The sequence below is a fragment of the Photobacterium satsumensis genome (assembly GCF_050336935.1).
In the GTDB taxonomy this organism is placed as follows: Bacteria; Pseudomonadota; Gammaproteobacteria; order Enterobacterales; family Vibrionaceae; genus Photobacterium; species Photobacterium satsumensis.
The window spans coordinates 967,817-986,317 of the sequence record NZ_JAKJSK010000007.1 but is presented as its reverse complement, the minus strand read 5'-3'; the positions used below and the strand labels follow the sequence as shown (position 1 = coordinate 986,317).

The 18,501-nt window shown below is 47.4% G+C and carries 16 protein-coding genes; 7 read left to right on the top strand and 9 right to left on the bottom strand.

The features are described from left to right. Positions 1 to 74 precede the first annotated feature (74 nt). Both L4D79_RS16095 and L4D79_RS16090 read left to right on the top strand, forming a co-directional pair. Entirely contained in the window at positions 75 to 1,556 is a 1,482-nt protein-coding gene (locus L4D79_RS16095; RefSeq protein WP_428652559.1) for a pyridoxal phosphate-dependent decarboxylase family protein, read from the top strand. 48 nt (positions 1,557 to 1,604) lie between these two features. Continuing rightward, positions 1,605 to 2,897 carry a metal-dependent hydrolase family protein gene (locus L4D79_RS16090; protein ID WP_428652558.1) on the top strand — a complete coding sequence of 431 codons (1,293 nt, stop codon included), beginning with the start codon at positions 1,605 to 1,607 and terminating at the stop codon, positions 2,895 to 2,897. Between the two features lie 166 nt (positions 2,898 to 3,063). Here L4D79_RS16090 and L4D79_RS16085 read toward each other — a convergent pair whose 3' ends face one another. Continuing rightward, entirely contained in the window at positions 3,064 to 4,011 is a 948-nt protein-coding gene (locus L4D79_RS16085; RefSeq protein ID WP_428652557.1) for a TerC family protein, read from the bottom strand. Positions 4,012 to 4,579: 568 nt separating this feature from the next. On the opposite strand from L4D79_RS16085, the gene L4D79_RS16080 reads away from it, so the two are divergent. The 4 genes from L4D79_RS16080 (at position 4,580) to L4D79_RS16065 (ending at position 7,725) form a co-directional block, all read left to right on the top strand. Then, entirely contained in the window at positions 4,580 to 5,992 is a 1,413-nt protein-coding gene (locus L4D79_RS16080; protein ID WP_428652556.1) for an FAD-dependent oxidoreductase, read from the top strand. A gap of 179 nt (positions 5,993 to 6,171) precedes the next feature. Then, positions 6,172 to 6,645: a hypothetical protein gene (locus L4D79_RS16075; RefSeq protein WP_428652555.1), complete on the top strand. Its 474-nt coding sequence runs from the start codon at positions 6,172 to 6,174 to the stop codon at positions 6,643 to 6,645. Positions 6,646 to 6,737: 92 nt separating this feature from the next. Next, a complete protein-coding gene (locus L4D79_RS16070; protein WP_428652554.1) occupies positions 6,738 to 6,983 on the top strand; it encodes a hypothetical protein in 246 nt (81 codons plus the stop codon). A gap of 79 nt (positions 6,984 to 7,062) precedes the next feature. Beyond that, positions 7,063 to 7,725 (top strand): DedA family protein, encoded by a 663-nt coding sequence (locus tag L4D79_RS16065; protein ID WP_428652553.1) that lies wholly within the window; start codon positions 7,063 to 7,065, stop codon positions 7,723 to 7,725. Positions 7,726 to 7,807: 82 nt separating this feature from the next. On the opposite strand, the gene gabT is transcribed toward L4D79_RS16065, so the two are convergent. From gabT to L4D79_RS16025, 8 genes are all read right to left on the bottom strand, one after another. Further along, positions 7,808 to 9,088, bottom strand: a complete 1,281-nt coding sequence (gene gabT, locus L4D79_RS16060; protein ID WP_428652552.1) for a 4-aminobutyrate--2-oxoglutarate transaminase — start codon at positions 9,086 to 9,088, stop codon at positions 7,808 to 7,810. Positions 9,089 to 9,101: 13 nt separating this feature from the next. After that, positions 9,102 to 10,532: an NAD-dependent succinate-semialdehyde dehydrogenase gene (locus tag L4D79_RS16055; protein ID WP_428652551.1), complete on the bottom strand. Its 1,431-nt coding sequence runs from the start codon at positions 10,530 to 10,532 to the stop codon at positions 9,102 to 9,104. A gap of 76 nt (positions 10,533 to 10,608) precedes the next feature. Next, positions 10,609 to 11,703 (bottom strand): agmatine deiminase, encoded by a 1,095-nt coding sequence (aguA, locus tag L4D79_RS16050; RefSeq protein WP_428652550.1) that lies wholly within the window; start codon positions 11,701 to 11,703, stop codon positions 10,609 to 10,611. A gap of 108 nt (positions 11,704 to 11,811) precedes the next feature. Further along, positions 11,812 to 12,681, bottom strand: a complete 870-nt coding sequence (gene aguB, locus L4D79_RS16045; protein WP_428652549.1) for an N-carbamoylputrescine amidase — start codon at positions 12,679 to 12,681, stop codon at positions 11,812 to 11,814. A 19-nt stretch (positions 12,682 to 12,700) separates the two neighbouring features. Beyond that, a complete protein-coding gene (locus L4D79_RS16040) occupies positions 12,701 to 13,978 on the bottom strand; it encodes an NAD(P)/FAD-dependent oxidoreductase (protein WP_428652548.1) in 1,278 nt (425 codons plus the stop codon). Positions 13,979 to 13,998: 20 nt separating this feature from the next. After that, a complete protein-coding gene (locus tag L4D79_RS16035) occupies positions 13,999 to 15,477 on the bottom strand; it encodes an aldehyde dehydrogenase (protein ID WP_428652547.1) in 1,479 nt (492 codons plus the stop codon). A 25-nt stretch (positions 15,478 to 15,502) separates the two neighbouring features. Further along, a complete protein-coding gene (gene puuR, locus L4D79_RS16030) occupies positions 15,503 to 16,060 on the bottom strand; it encodes an HTH-type transcriptional regulator PuuR (protein ID WP_107351570.1) in 558 nt (185 codons plus the stop codon). Continuing rightward, a complete protein-coding gene (locus L4D79_RS16025; RefSeq protein WP_428652546.1) occupies positions 16,017 to 16,802 on the bottom strand; it encodes a gamma-glutamyl-gamma-aminobutyrate hydrolase family protein in 786 nt (261 codons plus the stop codon). The genes puuR and L4D79_RS16025 overlap by 44 nt, the downstream gene beginning before the upstream one ends. Positions 16,803 to 17,147: 345 nt before the next feature. Between L4D79_RS16025 and L4D79_RS16020 the strand changes: the two genes are divergently transcribed. Continuing rightward, positions 17,148 to 18,491 (top strand): glutamine synthetase family protein, encoded by a 1,344-nt coding sequence (locus L4D79_RS16020; RefSeq protein ID WP_428652545.1) that lies wholly within the window; start codon positions 17,148 to 17,150, stop codon positions 18,489 to 18,491. Positions 18,492 to 18,501 lie beyond the last annotated feature (10 nt).

Below are 18,501 nucleotides of genomic sequence, written 5' to 3'. Positions count from 1 at the left end.
CGCGAATTGATAAAAAACTAACTGCCAGGAAAAGTACCGTAGTGACATAGCCGAAAACGAAGAGGAGCTAAGCTATGTCTCATCAGTTTAATCAGTACCGTCAGTTACTTAATCAATCTCTCGGCCACGCCGTTGATTACCTTGAATCTTTACCAGAGCGTCCGGTTGATAAACATGTGACATCCGATGTACTGCGCCAGGCCATTGGGGGAGACTTACCAATGTCGCCAAGCAGCCCTGATACCGTACTTAACCAACTCGCGGTTAATGTTGAGCAAGGCTTGATTGGCTCTGGCGGCCCACGTTTCTTTGGCTATGCCATTGGTAGCTCATTCCCTGTTTCCATGGCCGCCGACTGGCTTGTGAGTGCCTGGGATCAAAATGTTCCCTATTATGTATCCAGCCCATCTATGGCGATTGTTGAAGAAACGGCGGCTGAATGGGTATTGGAGCTACTCGGTTTGTCTCAGCAGGCTGGTCTTGGTTTTACATCTGGTGCTCAGGAAGCAATTTATACCGCATTGATCACTGCACGCAATACGCTGCTTCAGCGCGCTGGTTGGGATGTTGCCAAGCAAGGTCTTTATGGTGCACCGCGAATTCATGTCGTGGTGAGCGATCAAATTCACTCAACGATCAAGCGTGCGCTCTCAATGATCGGTGTTGGCCTGGAAGATATCCATACCATTCCGACCGACGGCAATTTGCGGATCATTGCTGATCATATTCCAGAAGTCCTGTCTCAGTGCGATGGCCCAACCCTTGTTTGTGCTCAGGCGGGTTGTATTGATTCCGGTGCATTCGACCCATTTGATGCATTGGCCGATGCGGTTGCCAATCACCCGAATGCTTGGTTGCATGTTGATGGTGCGATTGGTTTATGGGCTGCTGCGAGCGATAAGCAAAAGCATCTTCTCAAGGGCATTGAGCGTGTGGACTCCATTGATACCGATGGCCACAAATGGTTCAACATGCCATATGACTGCGGCTTGGTGATAGTTAAAGATGCAGCGGCCTTGGCAAGAGCAATGGGCGGCAGCAACATGGGAGATTACCTCAACGATGCGATGGCCAAGCCGGATCGTAATGCGATCAACTTCGGTATTTCGGCTTCACGACGTGCTCGTGGTGTCCCGGTTTATGCTGCAATCAAAGCCCTTGGCAAAGAGGGTATTGTCCAACACCTCGATAATTGTTGTGAATTGGCCCAGCGAATGGCCGACAAGCTACGTCCAGTAGAGGGGATCACCATCTTAAATGATGTCGTGTCTAACCGTTTTTCGGCCCAGTTTGGTTCCGGAAATGAGGCAGAACGAAATCAGATGACCGAGCGAGTCGTGCATCGATTGCAGCAAGAGGGCTTCTGTTACCCATCGACATCTGGCTATAAGGGGCTAAAAACGATGCTGTTTTCTGTCCTAAGCCTCCATACCAGCGAACAGGATATTGATCGTTCAGCAGAGAAAATTATCGCCGCTTATGACATTGAGCGTGCGCTTTTCGAAAAGAGTAGTCAGCAGAAACAAGCTGGGGCTATTGAGAATGCTGAGTGCTGAATAACGTTTCTGAGTTGTGGTTTTTAATCGCTAGAGGTGGAAAAAGAGATGAAAGTATTAGTTAAAAATGCCTCCTTGTTTGACGGGGAGAATGAAGCACTACGTCACGATTGCAGCTTGCTGGTGGAAGATGGGGTCATTTCTAAAATTTACCAATATGAAGCAGTACTCGAAGAGGTTGATCAGACGGTAGATGCGACGGGCTATACGGTCATGCCAGGCCTGATCGATGCCCATACCCATATCGCATTGTCTGACAGTTTTGACCAGATTGATTTGATGACGCCGGAAGAGGTGGCTATCCGTTCGACTGTGATTGCCAAAGAAATGCTCGAACGCGGCTTCACCTCTGTGCGTGATGTAGGCAGTAACTGCTATGGTCTTAAGCAAAGCATTGATAATGGTTTTGTGCCGGGACCAAGGATCTACCCGAGTTACGCTGGGATCTCGCAAACATGCGGTCACGCCGATTATCGTCAGAACCGAACCCAGCGTTCAAACTTCAATCGTGGTATCGAAGACTCTAGCTTCATGCGTCAACAGCATTTGATCTTGGCTGATGGTGTACCTGAGTGTCTGAAGCGGACGCGTGATCAAATTTTCAAAGGCGCTTCGCAGATCAAAGTCTTCGGTGGGGGCGGTGCTTCATCGCTTTTTGACCCACTTGATACGATTCAGTATACCCGTGATGAGCTTCGGGCTATCGTTGAAACGGTGACAAATTACGGTTCGTATGTGTGCAGCCATATCCATGCCCAGCCGGCGATGAAAATTGCCATAGAGGAAGGCGTGAAATCGATAGAGCATGGCACGTTTATGGATGAGGAAGTGGCCAGTATGTGCCTCGACAAAGATATTTGGGTGGTGCCGCAATATGCCACTGCTGAGCTAATTGCCAACCGCCAGATCCCGCTTGGTAGTGAAATTTTGTACCAGAAGACTGAGCGGGTGGGTAAAGGTTTGCTCAAGCAAGCAGAACTGGTAGACAAGTATGGTTTGAAGTGTGCCTTCGGTACGGACTTGGTCGGTACGCCAGAGGTTCATGCCAAGCAGAATATGGAGTTCTCGGCGCGTAAGAAATATTTCGGTTCGTTCAGAGGGATCAAGCAGGCGACGTCGGACACTGGGGAATTGCTAAAATTGTCTGGGCTATTGGATCCGTACCCGGAAGCAAAACTCGGGGTACTGTGTGCAGGAGCATTTGCCGATATGCTGTTTGTGAAGGGAAATCCAGTAGCAGATTTGGATATTCTGGCTAACCCGGACAACATCAAAGTGGTGATGAAGGGCGGAGCTGTATTTAAAGATATCCGCGAGTCGACACCCCTCAGTCATTTATAGAGCTTCTCTATGCAAAGAGCTTTACTCAAGGAACTTATACTTAAGTAACTTTTACTCAGTAACGAGGCCCCAGGGTGAAGCTTTGAATACTGCAAGTATGTAAACGAAAGCCGCTCGCACAAATGCGAGCGGCTCTATCTATTTGTAGTGGCTAATCGTTAAGCTATTAAGACACTTTCAGCTCTCGGGTTTTCCACAGCGAGCCGATAATGGCTGAACTGATGGTCAACACGATCACACCTAGAGAAACCGGCGTTGGGATTGCGTAACTGGTTTCCATTAGTAGCATCTTGATACCGATAAAGCTCAAGATGAACGCCAACGCTGGGCGTAGATAGCAGAAACGGGTCAGCATACCTTCCAGAACAAAGTACAGTGAACGCAGGCCAAGCAAGGCGAATACGTTAGCTGTCATTACCAAGAATGGCTCTTTGGTGACCGCGAAAATCGCTGGGATAGAATCCAGAGCAAACATCACGTCGGTCAATGCGATTACAGCAATCACAATCAACAACGGTGTCGCAATCCACCCTTTGCTGTCTTTAACAAAGAACTTATGACCACGGTATTCATCGGATACCCGGAAGCATTTTTTCACCAAACGCACAGGTAGCGATTGGGAAAAGTCTTCTTGTTCTTCTTCATCTTCGCGCCACAATTTGTAACCGGTATAAAGTAAGAAGGCCGCAAATACATACAAGATCCAGTGGAACTGGGTAAGCAGTTCTGCACCAACGGCGATCATGATCGCACGCAGGATCAACGCACCGACAACACCTAGCATCAACACCCTAGGACGAATCGCTTCAGGTACGACAAATTGGCTGAAAATCAACGCGAAGACAAATAGGTTGTCGACACTTAACGATTTTTCAAGCAAGTAGCCGGTTAAGAAAGCCGTCGCTGCTTCACTGTTGGTATAGCTGCTCTCTGGTGCCATCAAAGGCCAGTACAGGTAGATAACCACATTAAAGGCCAAAGCCAATATCACCCAAAATACACTCCATAGAGCGGCTTTTTTAATGGTGACTTTACCACCACGGGTTTGATACAAGTCCAGCGCCAACATAAAGATGGTTAGAACAGCGAACCCTTCATAGCTTAAAAGGCTCATAGTTTACTCCTTTCACGATCGAGTGCGCGAAAGGGACAGGATCAGGGGAGACCAGACCTTTCGCGCATTAATGTCATGGCTATCTCTTTGCCAATTGGCAAATAAAGATAACCCTGCACGGATGTGCATGATTAATGGCGTTGGTCTCGTCAGGATGGTGTAGGGCTGGTGCTACAAATCCACCCTCGGCTGCCGGAAGTATAAGACTTCGAGATGACGACAGACGAACAATTGGTGACTACTCCCCAAAGCAGGCGCATTCTAAAAGCAAATCTCACAATGCGCTAGTGATAATTTACACCGAATACATAAAAAATAAATTCATTATATTCAATTCATATCAAGTTACTGTTTCAGCAGTTTTTTTGGTACTAGGAAAGGTGGCGGTCTGTCGTGCTAGTGGTTCTAAATCAAACATTGCAAACACAGCATAGTGAGTGACCAAACAAACTGCCCTATGGATGTTTGCAGTAATTTGGGGATATTACCTAGCTTGTCATAAAGCTTTCATAGATGAGCGCTAATTTATCGTCATTACTTTGGTCTATACCAAGCTAGGTGGTGAATAATGCTCAAGGACAATGATAACTTCCAGCCATATTGGTTTGCTCAGGCGATGGGAGTTGAAGTATCTGCTCAACCCAATGTTCTACAGAATGATATCCAAACCGATGTCTGTATTGTCGGTTGTGGATACACTGGCCTGTGGACGGCGATTAACTTGAAACAAGAGCAGCCAGATTTGGATGTGGTTGTTATCGACAAAGGATTGTGTGGCAGCGGTGCTTCAGGGCGAAATGGCGGTTGTCTGCTGACGTGGTCGACGAAATACCTGTCGATGAAAAAACTCTATGGGGAAGAGAAAGCCGCCCAACTGGTCTCGGCCTCTGAACGAGCGATTTATGAAATTGAAGCGTTCTGTAATGAGCACGATATTGATGCTCAACTACGTCGCCATGGCACCTTGTATACCGCGACTAACAGCGCCCAGGAAGGCTCGATGGACGGTGTACTGCAAGCGTTGAATAAGCAGGATATCAATAGCTGGAAGGCGTGGGAAAAAGATAAGATCCAGCTCGATGCAGGTTCTGAAATCCACCGTGAAGGTTATTATTCACCCGCCGCTGCGAGTGTTCAGCCCGCGATGCTAGCTCGGGGGCTAAAACGCGTCGCAGAGCGGATAGGGGTTAAGGTTTACGAAAATACCCCAATGGAAGATATCAACACTGAAATTCCGATTACCATCACGACGCCGCAAGCTGACATCTTTGCCAAGAAGGTGGTACTCGCGCTTAATGCTTGGATGGTAGAACAGTTCCCTGAGTTCAAGCGTAGTGTGGTATTGGTTTCGTCTGATATGGCGATCACCAAGCCAATCCCAGAAAAGTTAGACGAAATAGGACTGAAAGACGGCAAGACGGTCGTTGATTCTCGAACCTTTGTTCATTATTACCGCTCCACACCGGATGGCCGTTTGATGCTGGGTAAAGGTGGCAACCATTTCTCGTTTGCCAACCGTATCAGCAAGGTATTTGATGAGCCAAGCCGCTATCAATCATTGCTGCGAAGTGCTTTTGACCGCTTTTTTCCATCACTGGCTGAACAATCATTCGCTGCGACTTGGACAGGGGCCTCTGATCGCTCAGTAACCGGTATGCCATTTTTCGGTCAGCTCAAGCAGAATAAAGACATTGTTTATGGTTTGGGTTATTCGGGCAATGGTGTCGCACAGACTTGGATTGGCGGTAAAATCCTTTCATCCATGGTGCTAGAGCAGCAAAACGAGTGGACTGAATGTGGCTTGGTATCAGGTCCGAGAGGTCACTTCCCTCCAGAGCCTATTCGTTGGACCGGGGCGATGATGGTACGTAATGCGATTCGTCGCAAAGAAGCAGCGGAAGATGCAGGCCAAAGCCCATCATGGTTTGATAAGCAGCTGGCGAAATTTGCTGATGCTGCCGGTAAAGCAGATAAAGGGTGACGAATAAGCGCTATACCCATTATTTCTCACCAGATGATAATGAAGAAAGGGCTTTCGGGCCTTTTTCTTTTGATATGCCTGGCTTATTACATAACTTGTAACACAACCTGCTATTTATTACTTTTTCGGTTTAATTGGACGGCATATACTGTCGTCAGTATTTACCTTGGGTAGGCTGTATGTTGATTAAGCGTCTCTACACAATTTGTCTGTTCGTTTTATCGTTGTGTGTAAACACCGCGATGGCGCAGCATGTCGAGTCGTTTAATGATGTATCGTTTGGTCCTGCTACCACTGTTCAGCCTTTTTCTGGTTTCGCTTTAGGGGCAGAATCCAATGGGTTAGTGCAAACCACAGAAGTCATAACGATCACCCACGAGGATGACCGTTCAGTTTTCGATGAGAGGACTGGGTCTTATATTTTCAATGCGCTACGTCGATTGAAGAGCGTGGATCAATGCGCCAGTATGGGTATAACGCCTGATTATGTACTGGTTACTGAATTAGCCCCTCCTTCCTTAATTACAATGGCACTGATACCGTCGGTGCTGCCTCCGTTGCAATTACACTGGACTAGTGAGATTGCCCCTAGTCATAACCGTCTTTCCGGCTGGAAAGAGGGTAACCAACTCTATAGCCATCGTTTCGGCTAAACCTTTTGTCCGTATCCAATTTAAGTTAATTGAGTTTATCTGTAGCTGGTCATCATTGATCGCTACGCTCCCCTGTAAATAAGGATTGGAGTATGAAAGGTACTTGTATTCCCCTGCAAGTTAAAAGTGTTCACGCAAGTTGGCGAACGATTGTTCTTATTTTAATTGTGGCGCTTTTTATTTTACATCGCTGGCCTGGTTCGCCTATTACGCATTCATCGTTGAAGGTGAATGAGTACATCGAACATAGGTTGGATGAGATGAAGACTAATCAAGAAGGGAACCTAGCTTCTCGAATGCTAGTGGATTTGATGTTTGGAAATGCTCGGCAAGGCTGAGTAAACACCTTGTAGCATCTGCCTGTTGGTAGGCTGCAATTAGGCCGGGAACGCCGGTAGTTACATTTTGGAGTAGTTTATGCAAGAGATGTTATTGGCTATATGGCATCATGATTTCGAAACCTTACAGCAAGTGAGTTCATTGCAGTGGTTCTTGTTGTTGCTGACGGTGATCTTGCTTTTAGAATCGAGCTTCGTGTTTTTGCCACTACCCGGTGATGGCTTGGTGCTGTTCGCTGGAGGTATGATTGGGCTTGGAATACTAGACTTTCCAACAACTGTCGCGGCTTTGTGTTTTGCTGCTACTTTTGGTGGTTTTATGGGCTATCTGCAGGGAAGGGTATTACATCGAACCCGTTTTGTTGATTGGCTTGAGCGTATTTTACCTGACGATGCCCTGCCCAAAGCAAGACGGCTACTTAATAAATATGGCTTCCTGTCACTGTTTATTTCGCGATTTGTTCCCTTTGTCAGGGTGTTAACGCCGATGCTGATGGGGATTGCTAAGTTGAGTGCATGGCGGATGGTGGTGATCAGTACCATGAGTTCGCTAATTTGGTGTTTGATCTTATTGCTCTTTGGCAAATGGGTGATGCTAAGCCCAATGCTGAGTGATTATCAGCAAATCCTAACTAAAGGTCTGGTCATGTTGAGCTTTGTCTTGATGGTGTCGGCGATTGCAGGTTTGATCTATCGGATGGTTAAATCACGCTATGTGACATATCGTCAGCCGCAGCGATAACTGAAAAGCGAAACACCGGGATGCCTTTCTGGCCAAAGGCGTCCGGTGTTTCGTTCTTATTCGCTCTGGGTTAAGGCATCTCTTACTCGCTAGCGCAGTCTAGCAAGATCGATTCAAGCTTATTCAGTCCTTCATTTAATACATCGGTTTCAATGGTCAGTGGTGGAAGAAGTCTGATCACGTTACCTTTAACACCGCACGATAGAAGGATAAGTCCTGCTTCTTGAGCCTTGCTGATAACAGCTTTAGTGAGTTCAGGTAGCGGTTTACCTGAAGTCGGATCTGAGAACTCAATGGCAATCATCGCACCAAGCGTACGTACATCACCAATAGTGCTAATGTTTGAGCGAATCGTTGCCAGTTTGGCTGAGACAATTTCGCCAATATCCAGCGCTTTGCGGCAAAGCTGCTCTTCTTCAATGATCTTCAGTACTTCCAACCCTGCGACACAGCCAAGTGGAGAGCCTGCATAGGTTCCGCCTAAACCGCCGGGTAGGGCGGCATCCATGATTGCGGCCTTGCCGATAACGGCTGAGATAGGGAAGCCGCCAGCAATACCTTTTGCCATTGTCATTAGATCTGGCTCAATATCTAAGTATTCAGTGGCAAACAGTTTACCGGTACGGGCAAAACCAGTTTGTATCTCATCGGCAATTAATACGATACCGTGCTGATCACATAGGGCTCGGACACGCTGGGCAAACTCGGCTGGTGCTTGGTAAAAGCCTCCTTCACCTTGAACGGGTTCAAAGATAATGGCTGCGACACGGCTTGGCTCAATATCACAGCTGAATAGATCTTCAATCGCATTTAAGCTGTCATCAATGGAAATATCGTGGTACGCATTTGGGTATGGCGCGTGGTAGATTTCATTTGGGAATGGACCAAAACCGGCTTTATAAGGTGCAACTTTACCGGTTAATCCCATCGTCATATTGGTTCGGCCGTGAAAGCCGCCTTTGAATGCAATAACACCGCTTCGCTTGGTATGAGCCCGAGCAATTTTAATCGCATTTTCAACCGCCTCGGCACCGGTCGTGAGAAAAACAGCTTTTTTCTCGGTGTCACCGGGAGCGAGTTGAGTCAGTTTTTCAGCAAGCTCGACAAATGAACCGTAAGGCGTCACCATCGCGCAGGTGTGAGAGAACTGCTCAAGCTGGGCTTTGACCGCCTCGGTGATCCTAGGGTGAGAGTGACCAGTGTTATTGACGGCGATACCAGCGGCAAAATCAATGTACTGATTGTCTTCGATATCCCAGACAATGGCATTTTGGGCCTTTTTAACATACAGCGGGTACAGCGCCCCCATGCCTTGGGCAATCACTTGTTGTCTTTTATTGTGTAGGTCTTGATTGGATTTCATGGCTAATTTCCTTTTATGCTATACCGCCAAAACACATGTACTTAATATCTAGGTATTCATCTAACCCTTGCTTGGCACCTTCGCGGCCAATACCGGACTCTTTGACGCCGCCAAATGGTGCTACTTCGGTAGAGATGATCCCTTCGTTGATCCCGACCATGCCGTAGTCCAACGCCTCGGCAACTTTCCAGATCCGCTTGATGTTGTGGCTGTAAAAATAGGACGCGAGACCATAGGGGGTGTCATTGGCCATTTCGATCAATTCATCATCAGTATCGAACCGTAAAATAGGGGCAACAGGGCCAAAAATTTCTTCCTGAACGATGTCCATATGCTGTTCAACATCCACCAGGATCGCCGGGGATAAAAAGAGGCCATCCTGTTGATTTTGCTTGGTAGCCAGTGTTGCGCCTTGCTCACAAGCGTGCTGGATTAGGTTTTCTACTTTCTCTTTGGCAGCTTGGCTGATCATTGGGCCAAGCGTGACACCATCTTCTAGCCCGTTGCCGATTTTGAGTTCAGCTACGGCTGCTCGGAACTTCAGTACGAATTCGTCGTGGACTTTGCTGTGGACGTAAAAGCGGTTGGCGCAGACACAAGTCTGGCCGGCATTGCGAAACTTTGAGGCGATTGCACCTTGTACGGCACTATCAATATCAGCATCTTCGAAAACAATGAATGGGGCGTTACCACCTAGCTCCATGGATGTTCGTTTTACGGTATCGGCACATTGTGCCATCAGGAGTTTGCCAACACGGGTAGAGCCTGTGAAAGAGAGCTTTCTGATCAGTGGGTGATGGGTGAAGGTGTCACCGATCGACTTGGCATTCGAGCTGCACACCACTTGGAATACGTCCTTAGGAATCCCTGCTTGATATGCCAGTTGGGCGATTGCCAATGCTGAGCATGGCGTAAGCTCCGATGGCTTGACGATAAAACTGCAGCCAGCAGCAAGTGCAGGAGCTGCTTTACGGGTGATCATCGCAATAGGGAAATTCCAAGGCGTGATGGCACAAGCGACCCCAACGGGTTGCTTAACCGTAATAATACGGCGATCTGCAGTATGGCCCGGGATGGAATCACCATACGCACGCTTACCTTCTTCGGCAAACCACTCGACAAAGCTGGCACCGTAGATCACTTCCCCTTTGGCTTCGGCGAATGGCTTGCCTTGCTCTAGGGTCATTAAGCGAGCAAGATCATCTTGGTTTTCGATGATCAACTGAAACCACTTATTGAGCTTGGCTGCACGATCTTTGGCTGTGAGGGCAGCCCATGATTTTTGCGCAAGGTGGGCGGTTTCAATAATGTCACAAAGCTGCTCGGAGGTAGCGGTTTTAACATGCCCCAGCAGTGCCATTGTGGCAGGGTTAGTGACTTTCAGGGTGTGACAGTCCGGTTCGCTCAAAAAAGAGAGCAAACTCTTGTTCTTTATCTGTTCCATAATGTGTCCTAGTTAAGGGGAATAACTAGCCTTACTCCAAGGCCTAGGTAAAGACGTTGTGCTTGTTGATGGGAGGTTATGTGGCACCTCCAGTAGGGATCTGTTGGGTAATGCAGTGGATATTGCCTCCACCGAGTAAAATTTCTCGGGTAGGGATGCCGATGATTTGATAGTCGGGGAGGGCTTTTTGCAGAATAGACTTTGCCATCGGATCGGTCAGGCTATCTAATTCCGGTAGGAAAACCGTCTTGTTGATCATCAGAAAATTCGCATAAGAGCCACCCAAGCGTTCACCGGCATTTCGCTTCATGCCATCAGAAGGGGCAATACCAGCCGCTTCGTGTTCCTGCAAATACAGCGGACCCGGGATAGGCAGCTTAATGACTTCAATGGTGCGCCCTTTGGCGTCAAGGCTGTTGACCAAAACCCGGAGCGCTTCCCGTGAAATCTGGTATTGCGGATCATTGATATCATCGGTCCAACTTAGAACAACTTTACCTGGGGCAATAACGTGGAGGAGATTATCGATGTGTCCATCGGTCTCGTCATTGAACAGTCCTTTAGGCAGCCAGATCACCTTGGTGATACCTAGATAGTCGGCAAGATACTGCTCAATTTCGTCTTGGGTTAAATCAGGATTCCTTCCCGGGCTTAACAGGCATTCTGCGGTTGTGTAAAGGGTACCTTCACCGTCGGTGTGGATAGCACCGCCCTCAAGAACAAACGGGGCACGGTAGTGATCGATCCCAAGCTGATCACAGATATTCGCTGCGACTTTGTCATCATCGGTCCAAGGCGAATACAACCCGTTGAAATCGCCGCCCCATGCGTTGAAGCGCCAGCTGATCCCGCGTTTTTCACCCTTGCCATCGGTGACGATCGTAGGGCCAATATCACGCATCCAGGCATCGTTGTAGGTCATAACTTCAAGTTGAACGGATGGATCAAGCCGTTTCTTTGCCTCACTTTGTTGCGCTTCGCTCACTGCAACCGTAACAGGAATGATCTGGTTGATTTCATTAGCCACAGTTGCGAAAGCTTGTTGGGCTGGCTTGGCGTCATTACGCCAGTTGTCTTGGCGTTCAGGCCATGCCAGCCAAACCGCTTGCTGGGGAGCAAACTCAGCAGGGAAGGTAAAGCCATCTTGTTTAGGCGTTGTCACAAGTTCCATTTGCAAGCTCTCTATGCTGGTGGTGAGCCGAACATTGCCCTGTTTACTGGCACCGACGTCAGATACTTATGCCGGCGCCAGTAAACGGGGGTTTAAGTTTAAAGCGTATTATTTCGCGCTAAGGGTATTAAGCTGGCTGTATAGATCTGGACGGCGATCCCTGAACAGTCCCCAGCTATGGCGTGCTTTAGCCGTTGCATCGAGATCGATTTGTGCATAAATAATGGTTTCCTCATCACGCGACGCTTCGGTGAGCTTGTCACCCGTATGGTCGGTAATGAAAGAAGAACCGTAGAAGGTGGTTTCAATGCCGTCGTCAACTTCAATCCCTGTGCGGTTCGAGGCAATAACGGGCACTAGGTTCGCGGCGGAATGTCCTTGCATGGTGCGTTGCCAGTGTCCTTGGGAATCCAAAGTAGGGTCTTGAGGCTCTGAACCAATAGCGGTCGGGTAGAAGATAGCTTCTGCACCTTGGAGTACCAAAGAGCGGGCGAGTTCTGGGAACCATTGATCCCAGCAGATCCCAGCGCCAAAGCGACCGAACTGTGTATCCCAAACCTTGAAGCCTGTATCACCCGGGCTGAAGTAGAACTTTTCGCTGTAACCCGGACCATCAGGAATGTGTGACTTACGGTAATTGTCAAGCACAGTACCATCGGCATCAATCATGACTAGCGAGTTGAAGAAGGTATTGCCGCTTTTTTCGAAATAACTGACCGGCAGCACGACGTTGAACTCTTTGGCAATGTCGCTCATTGTACGAATAAGCGGACTGCCATCCAGGCTCTGTGCCAGTTCGAAGTACTTGGCTTCTTGCTTCTTACAAAAGTAAGGGGTGGCAAATAATTCCTGTAAAACAACCACATTGGCGCCATTGTCGGCGGCTTCTTTAACGCTCTGGCGGATCTTTTCGAGGTTTTTATCTAAATCCCAGCTGATAGCTAGTTGCACGGCAGCAAAAGTTACTTGTCTTGTCATGAATACGTCCTTGTTTCTCTTAGATTGCCAGCTTGTCGCGTAGGTTATAGTAAGCCGCACCCAATGCCGTGAAAGGAATTTGGAAGTGACGGCCGCCCGGGAAGGCGTAATGTTTGAGTGAAGCAAAGGCGTCAAAGCGTTCGGCATGGCCGGTTAGAGCTTCTGCCAGTAATTTACCTGCCAGGTGGGTACAGGTAACCCCGTGGCCACTGTAGCCTTGCAAGTAATAGATGTTATCGCTGAAACAACCAAACTGCGGCATACGTGAATAAGTAAGCAGGAAGTTGCCAGTCCACGCATAGTCGAATTGGATCCCTTTGAGCTGTGGGAAAACCTTGTCCATTTTAGGGCGGATTATCTGCTCGATATTTTGTGGGTCACGGGCACCGTACACGACACCGCCACCAAACAATAGTCGTTTATCAGCAGAGAGGCGGAAGTAATCAAGTAGGTAATTACAATCTTCAACACAGTAGTCCGAAGGAAGGATCGTCTTGAGTTGCTCTTCATTCAGCGGTGACGTCGCGACCACTTGGGTACCACACGGAATGGCTTTGTTGCTGATGTTGGGTGCCAGTCCACCGAGATAGGCATTGCCTGCCAAAACAAGGTATTTAGCTTTAACAGAGCCTTTTTCTGTATGGGCAACCGGCATTTGGCCTTTCTCTATGCGGGTAACTGCTGACTGTTCGAAAATCTGTCCCCCCATTTTGACAAAAGCGTTGGCTTCACCGAGGGCTAATTTGAGAGGGTGGATATGACCACCGCTCATATCAAGCAAGCCACCGACATAGGCTTCGGTGCCCACCGCCTGGCTGACCTCATCTTTATCCATCAGGGTCAGTTGAGTATTGCCGTAACGCTCCCAGCCTTTCTTGTGCTCTTCCAGTCCTTGAAGTTGTTTGCTATTGAGCGCGGTGAACAGACCACCTTGTTTTAGGTCACAGTCGATATCGTGCTCTTTGACAAGTTGACGAATGATATCGCCACCTTCGAAAATCATGTTGCATAACTCGGAGGCTGTTTTTGAGTCATAGCGTTGTTCGATCACGTCGACATCTCGGCTGTAGCTGTTGACGATTTGCCCGCCATTTCGTCCAGTCGCGCCAAAGCCAACCTTGGCACTTTCAAGGACTGCAACACGAAACCCTTTATTGGCAAGGTGCAAGGCAGAAGACAGGCCAGAGAACCCGGCGCCGACGACACAAATATCGACTTCAATGTTATCTTGCAGTTGCGGATAGGTCGGCATATTGGGCACAGAGTTGGCGTAGAATGAATCAGTGTGTGTTGTCATGATCTAATCCTTTAGTTGGCTTACAGGCGAATCCAAGTGGTTTTTGTTTCAGTAAACTTGTCAAAAGCATGCAATGACTTATCACGTCCGTTACCGCTCATTTTGAATCCACCGAAAGGTACAGTCATATCCCCTTCGTTGTAGTTGTTTACCCAAACCGAACCGGCTTCCAGCTGTTTTGCCACTCGGTGTGCTTGGCTCAGATCCGATGTCCAAACGGCAGCCCCGAGGCCATACTTGGAGTCGTTGGCAATGCGAATCGCATCGGCTTCGTCCTTGAAGGGGATAACACACAATACCGGGCCGAAAATTTCTTCCTGGGCGACACGCATTTCATTGCTGACGTTATCTAAGATAATCGGGGCAACAAATGCGCCATCACCTTCGATGTCACCACCACAAATCACAGAGGCACCTTCTTCCTGCGCGAGAGTGACATAATCGAGGACTTTTTGTTTATGCTCATTATCAATCAGTGCTCCCATACAACTGCTTGGATCAAGTGGATCCTTCGGGGCAAAACGTTGAGTGGCAGAAACGACTTTGTCTATAAACGCATCTTTAATGCTCTCCTCAACGAGAAGTCGGGTCGCCGCTACACAAACTTCACCTTGGTTATAGAAGCAGCCGCCGGCCGCTTCGTCTGCAGCCTGATCAAGATTGCTATAATTCGCGAAAACGATATTTGCATTCTTACCGCCAGCTTCGGCCCAAACTCGCTTGAGGTTCGTTTCACCAGAGTTCACCATTAACTGACCCGCAACCTTGGTTGAGCCGGTAAATGTAATACAGTTGACATCATGATGGCGGGCTAGGGCTTCACCTGCTTCGTGGCCAAGGCCGGTGATAACTTGGAAGACGCCGGCTGGAAATCCAGCCTCATTGGCAAGCTGTCCAAGGTAGATAGCCGTTAGGGATGATTTCTCTGAGGGCTTGAGGATGACACTGTTACCTGCCGCGAGAGCAGGCCCGAGTTTCCAGCAAGCCAGCCATAGCGGAAAGTTCCACGGCACAATCGCTGCAACAACCCCAATTGGCTGGTGGCTAATAAAAGCGTGCACGTCTTTTTCGGTCGGGGCCACTTCGCCATAGACTTTATCTAATGCTTCGGCATACCAACGCAATGAAGCGGCTGCACCGGGAATATCTGTACTATAAGCATGGGCGATTGGCTTGCCGGTATCGAGTGATTCCAGCAGAGCCAAAGTTTCATGATGAGATGCAATTAAGTCTGCAAAGCGCTGAAGTATGGCTTTGCGGCTAGCGGGGCTTTGGTTCTGCCAGTCACCAGCCTGGAAGGCTTGGCGAGCATGTGAAACCGCAATATCGACATCTTGCTGTTTGCAGCGGGCAATATCAGCAAGCTTCTTTCCTGTTGCAGGATTGACAGTTTCAAACGTTGCATTATCTAATGCTTGGCAATATTCACCATTAATAAAGGCGCGGGTTTCAAGCTTCGTTTGGTTCTGTAATTCAATCCATTCCATTTGCGATTTCATACACTCTCCTTAAAAGGACAGGGTGCTAGAAAGTCGCTGGTGTGTGCGCGCTAATAATTCTGCAAACCCTGTCGGATCTATTTGTAAATTTATGGGCAATGGTCGTGTCAATGAGATACGATTCGCCTTGACGAATAAGGTATATTTCTCCGTTGTATTCCAGTTCTATTTCACCTTCGAGCACGGTGCCGGCTTCTTCGCCTTCGTGACGAATTTCTGAAGCACCAGTGCTGGAGTGGGGGCTATATTCTTCGATAAGAAACCCCATTTTTCGCTCAGTCGTGCCATTACTGACTAATTTCATCGAAACAGCTTCACTGCCTATTTCAACTAATTCATCTTCAGGAATGACGACTTTTATTTTTTCTTTTCTGTCTTGTTCGAAGGTGAAGAACTCGGACAAAGAAAGAGAAAATACATTAACAATTTTCTGCAAAGAGCTGACGGAAGGGCTGACCTTACCGTTTTCAATTGACGAGATGGCACTGTTTGTCATCTGTGCTCTTTCGGCTAACTCACGTTGTGATAACCCTTTTTGCTTACGTAAGTTGGCGATTTTTTTTCCTATCGCTTCGTTGTCCACTTAGCCTGACTCCATTTCGTTGTGATGAAGCCATAATAAAGTGTTTAAATAAAAATTGAGAGAACTGATTTTGTTTTGCTTGCCATTCTGGGTGCCATTGCACGCCAACAAAATAAGGATGGCCATCAAGGCTAACAGCTTCTATTAAACCATCGGTCGCACAAGCTTCAACGCGTAGGCCCGGCGCGAGCTTTTTAATTCCTTGGTTATGTAAGGTATTAACCGGTATCTCTTTCTGTTCGCTAAGCCATTGAGAGAAATGACCACCATGCTCAACCATCACTGAATGCTTTGCTGTATATTTTTGTGCGAAATCATCTGTGGCATCTTCGCGATGATCATTAAAGCCGGCTTGATGGACAAATGGATAAAGTGATCCGCCCATCGCAACATTGATCTCTTGGAAGCCTCGGCAAATACCCAGTGTTGGAATATTGTTCTCTATGGCTTGTTCAATTAATTGAAACACTAAATCATCACGGCCTTCATCAATCATATTTTCATTGTGTTTTGCCCCGTAGCGGTGGGGGGCAACATTTGAGTGGCTACCGGGTAATAAAATCCCATCAACATTCTTTAATAGGTTTTGTAATTGATTGCCTTTGGCTGCTGCAGGGAATAGCAACGGAACGCCGCCAAAGTCAGAGACTGCATCAATGTAAAACTGGTTAACAGATTGGATAGCATAGCCACTCAACGTCTTTTCACAGCATGCAATAGCAATGACTGGCAAATTATTCATTGTTGTTGTTCCTTGCTCGAAATATTTAACACTTAAGTTACAAATCGAATGCCGTTACCGCAAGTTTGATTGGGGTGTTGAATGCGTTTTTTGTGATTTCTGTCACCAAAATGGCAATTTTGAAGATTATTTGTGTTCGAAATATTGAGCATTTCAGGGTTTATGTTAATAATTTGTTTCAGGTTTGGTGTGTTGGTGTTTCTCTTGTTTTTGGGTAAGTTGTTAATTTAAGAGAAATATTTTTCATATCTACATGTTGTGTTATTAGTTTTGCGTTCTAAATAATTGATGGGCGATCAAAACCAACAACACCTGATATCAAGAAATCTCCTGGGAGAATAATGTATGGATGCATTTGATTCTGAGGTCAGAAATTTTTTACAAAAATGGCCTGAAATAGAATTTGTAGACTTGGTTTTTACGGATATTAATGCGTGTCCGCGTGGAAAGCGTATTCCCATTAAAGCGCTGGGAAAAGTGAAAAAAGGTGTACCTCTTCCTGTCTCAACAATTAGTTTGAACATGGCGGGAAGCGTAGTAGAGGAAGCTGGGCTGGGTGAAGAGTTGGGAGAACCGGATCATTTATGCTTCCCGATAGCGAATACGTTAACAAGAACGGTAAACCCCAATGTAGCCCAATTGCTCCTGACGATGATGGACGCATCAGGCGAAAAGCCGACATCTTTATTCATTCGTAATGTTTTAGAAGATTTACAAAAACAGCTTCATAGTAAAGGTCAGTTTCCTGTTGTCGCATTGGAATTGGAGTTCTATCTGGTTGATAAGAGTCGGATGGAGAATGGCTTAGTTAAGCCCGCTTTCAATCCAAAGAAAAGGATGCAAGAAAGAGATACCGCTGTATATGACATAGAGAATCTCGATGATTATGCTGATTTTCTCTCTGATCTTAATACTGCAGCGGCTGAGCAAGAGCTGAATACATCAGGCGCACTGTCTGAATCTGCCCCGGGTCAATTTGAGCTTAACTTCAATCATCAACAAGATGTGCTTAATGCCTGTGATCAAGTCTTACTGGCCAAAAGACTCATTCGTCAGGTGGCTCATCTGCATAACTTCGATGTCACCTTTATGGCCAAGCCTTTTGCCCATGAGGCGGGTAATGGACAGCACATCCATCTGAGCGTGGTGGATGAGGCCGGAAGGAATTTGTTTTCAGATCGAAATGGTGCAGCAAGCCCGTTTTTCTATCAAACCCTAGCCGCAATGATTCATGCCGTTCCTAGCTCCATTGCACTGCTTTGTCCAAATGTGAATTCTTACCGCCGTTTCTCGGCCAGATCATATACCCCAACGAAAGCCGATTGGGGCCATAACCATCGTGGTGTCGCCTTAAGAATCCCGATGAGTGACAGTAACAACCGCCGGATAGAACACCGTATTGCTGGTGCAGATGTTAACCCCTATATATTGGCTTCGGTCGTGTTAGCCAATGTACTTGCCGCAGAGACGTTCACTCCAGAACAATGCCCGGAAGTGCTGAGTGAGACAGCTCCGTCCATTCCCACTCGTATGTCTGATGCACTCACAGAACTAGAAAGAGGGGAATTTGGGAATTACTTACCTACAGAGTTTTTACACATTTATCATGCTTGCAAGCAAAGTGAGCTTGCTGAGTTCGAAAGTGCTGTAACTCCATTAGAAGTTGAATGGATGCTGCATTCCGCCTAAAGAAGAGGGA